The organism is Roseateles sp. (assembly GCF_031397715.1).
Lineage (GTDB): Bacteria > Pseudomonadota > Gammaproteobacteria > Burkholderiales > Burkholderiaceae_C > Paucibacter_A.
On sequence record NZ_JANNMI010000302.1, the window covers coordinates 1 to 3,148 of the forward strand.

General features: G+C 59.6%; 4 protein-coding genes and 1 tRNA gene. All 5 read left to right on the forward strand.

Annotated elements, in window-relative coordinates:
• Window positions 1-626, forward strand: a 626-nt coding sequence (locus tag RMO57_RS13095) for a tetratricopeptide repeat protein (RefSeq protein WP_310387278.1), incomplete at its 5' end; no start/stop codon positions are given.
• On the forward strand, window positions 623-1,165 hold the full coding sequence (locus RMO57_RS13100; protein ID WP_310387280.1) for an outer membrane lipoprotein LolB: 543 nt from the start codon (window positions 623-625) through the stop codon (window positions 1,163-1,165). The genes RMO57_RS13095 and RMO57_RS13100, both read left to right, overlap by 4 nt.
• A 24-nt stretch (window positions 1,166-1,189) precedes the next feature.
• Window positions 1,190-2,134: a 4-(cytidine 5'-diphospho)-2-C-methyl-D-erythritol kinase gene (ispE, locus tag RMO57_RS13105; protein ID WP_310387281.1), complete on the forward strand. Its 945-nt coding sequence runs from the start codon at window positions 1,190-1,192 to the stop codon at window positions 2,132-2,134.
• A 90-nt stretch (window positions 2,135-2,224) separates the two neighbouring features.
• Window positions 2,225-2,301, forward strand: a tRNA-Gln gene (locus tag RMO57_RS13110).
• A 100-nt stretch (window positions 2,302-2,401) separates the two neighbouring features.
• A partial coding sequence (locus RMO57_RS13115) for a ribose-phosphate pyrophosphokinase (protein WP_310387282.1) occupies window positions 2,402-3,148 on the forward strand: 747 nt, incomplete at its 3' end.

A 3,148-nucleotide genomic window follows, 5' to 3' on the forward strand; every position in this document is an offset into this window, starting at 1 on the left:
CCCGCCAAGGGAAATTGACCGAGGCTCGCAAACTCTTGCAAGCACTGCCCGAGGCCAGCCCGGAGGAGTTGCGCGCCAAGCTGCTGGCGGAGTCACAGCTCTTGCGCGATGCGCAGGCTTGGGAGCCCGCCTATGCCGTGCTGGCCCAGGCCAACGAGCGCCTGCCCAATGACCCAGACCTGATGTACGAGCAGGCCATGATGGCCGAAAAGCTGGGCCGCTTGGACGAAATGGAGCTCTTGCTGAGAAACGTGATCGCCAGCAAACCCGATCATCACCATGCCTATAACGCCTTGGGCTATTCGCTCGCCGAGCGCAATTTGCGGCTGGACGAGGCCAAGGCCCTGATCGCCAAAGCGCTCAGCTTTGTGCCGTCCGACCCCTTCATTCTCGACAGCATGGCCTGGGTCGAATACCGCTTGGGCAATCACGCCGAGGCCTTGCGCCTGCTGGGCCAGAGCTACGCGGCCAGACCCGACGCCGAGATCGCCGCACATCTGGGCGAGGTGCTTTGGGTCAGCGGCCACCAAGGTCAGGCCCGGAAAATCTGGAACGAAGGCCTGGCACGTGACCCCAAGAACGAAACCTTGCTCGAAACGATCAAGCGCCTGCAGGCCCAACCATGAACAAACTATTGATCGCCCTCTTGCTCAGCAGCGCCGCCCTCTTGCTGGCCGGCTGCGCCACGGTTGCCCCCAAGCCCGTCGATGTGCTGGCCGAGGGCGATGTGCGCCTGAGCGGCCGGCTCAGCGTACAGGTGGCCGGCAGCAGCGGCCGCGCCTCGGGCGGCAATGCCGGCTTTGAGCTACTCGGCAACCCACGCGCCGGCACGCTGGAACTCAGCACGCCGCTGGGCAGCCTGGTTGCGCGCGCCACTTGGAGCCCCAAAGACACCACCTTGCAGACTCCCGAGGCCGAGCGCAGCTTCGCCGACATGGACGGATTGACCCGTGAGTTGCTGGGCGAAGCGATCCCCGTGGCGGCGCTGTTTGACTGGCTGCGCGGCCGCCCATGGCCACAGGTGCCAAGCGCCCCCTTGATCGATGGTCTTGGTTTTAGCCAACTGGGCTGGCAGATTGACTTGGCCAATTTGCAAGAAGGCTTGATCGTCGCCACCCGCAAAGCCGAACCCGCAATCACCCTGCGCGCCCGCGTCGAGCCTTGAAAAAACCAACCCACGCCCTGAGCAATGCAAGCGATCTACGACGTCCCCGCCCCGGCCAAGCTGAATCTGTTCTTGCACGTGGTCGGCAAAAGGCCAGACGGCTACCACCTGCTGCAATCGATCTTCACGCTGATCGATTGGGCCGACACCCTGCATTTTGAGCGCCGCTCCGACGGCCAGCTGCTGCGTCACGACCAAGGCCACAGCCTGCCGGCCGACGATCTGTGCCTGCGCGCGGCCCGCTTGCTTCAGCAGCAAAGCGGCTGCGCCTGGGGCGTTGACATCCAGGTCGAGAAGCGCCTGCCGGCTGGCGCCGGCATGGGCGGAGGATCAAGCGACGCGGCCTCAACGCTGCTGGCCTTGAACCGGCTCTGGGGTCTGAATTGGCCGCTTAGCAAACTTCTATCGCTGGGCCTGAGGCTGGGCGCCGACGTGCCGTTTTTCCTTGGTGGCAGCCACGCCTTCGTCGAAGGCATAGGCGAAATCCTTCATGCTATCGAGCTGCCGCCGCTGACGTTTGCGGTCCTCAAACCGAGCCAAAGCATCTCGACGCAAGAAATATTTGCTAGCCCCCACTTGGCAAGATCAAAAAAGCTCGTTATAGTAGCGGGCTTTCCTGCAAACAATTCTTCTGCTGAAATACAAGGCGAAGAATTGATTGGACTGGATAACAAAAGAATTGCAAACATACTAGGCGGGTTTGGTCGCAACGACCTACAAAAACCAGCCGAAGTAAATTGCGCCGGAGTTATTCAGGCACTGCAGATACTGGAATCTGAGTTTGGCAATAGTCGAATGACGGGATCCGGTAGCGCGGTATTCGCTAGAGTCGCTACTCCAGCAAATCAGCAAGAAATAAATCTGTTAAATCAGATGCTTTTGACGAAATTGCAGGGTTTACCTGCTGATTGGTCTGGTAGAATTTGCCGCAGCTTAGACAGGCACCCACTGCAAGGTTGGGCTGGCTAGTTAAAGTAAGTTCCGCGTAAATTCCGCGATTGGTTATCAGCAAAAGTACGGAAAAGTTATAGGGTGCAGCAGCTATGCTGTGTCCTGTGTAGGGGAGTCGCCAAGTTGGTTAAGGCAACGGATTTTGATTCCGTCATGCGAAGGTTCGAATCCTTCTTCCCCTGCCAAAGTTTTTTGCACTAAGGTTTTTGCGTTAAGGCGCTAAGTCTTTAAGAAATTCCCCGGACACGCTGGCTGGCCACGGGTCCTTTTCAAAAAGGATGGCCTGTGCTACTCAATACCGTCCTCTTCACCGGCAACGCAAACCCGGTTCTCTCCCAAGAAATTGCAACACATCTCGGGCTCGACCTCGGCAAAGCCCTGGTTGGGCGCTTCTCCGACGGCGAAGTCACCGTCGAGATTCAGCAAAACGTGCGCGCTCGCGACGTTTTCGTCATCCAGCCCACCTGCGCGCCGACGAACGAGAATCTGATGGAACTGCTGATCATGGTCGATGCCTTGAAGCGCGCCAGCGCTCGCCGCATCACCGCCGTGATCCCGTATTACGGCTATGCCCGCCAAGATCGCCGCCCGCGTTCGACCCGTGTGCCAATTTCAGCCAAGGTCGTCGCCGACCTGCTGGAGAAAGTCGGCGTCGAGCGCGTGCTGACGATGGACTTGCACGCCGACCAGATCCAAGGCTTCTTCAACATCCCGGTCGACAATATTTACGCCTCGCCGGTCTTGTTGTCGGACCTGAAGGCCCGCAACTATTCGAACCTGGTGGTGGTCAGCCCCGACGTTGGCGGCGTAGTGCGCGCACGCGCCTTGGCCAAGCAGCTCGGTTGTGATCTGGCCATCATCGACAAGCGCCGCCCGGCCGCCAATGTGTCCGAAGTGATGCATGTGATCGGCGAGATCGACGGCCGCAACTGCGTGATCATGGATGACATGATCGACACCGCCGGCACCTTGCCACACCTCAATGTCATAAGTCTTGCGGCTGCCGAAGCCCATGTCGCCGGTGCACAAAAC

Coding starts and splice junctions, on each gene's coding strand:
- ispE (WP_310387281.1), top strand. CDS start 1,190: ATGCAAGCGATCTACGACGTCCCCGCCCCGGCCAAGCTGAATCTGTTC.
- RMO57_RS13100 (WP_310387280.1), top strand. CDS start 623: ATGAACAAACTATTGATCGCCCTCTTGCTCAGCAGCGCCGCCCTCTTG.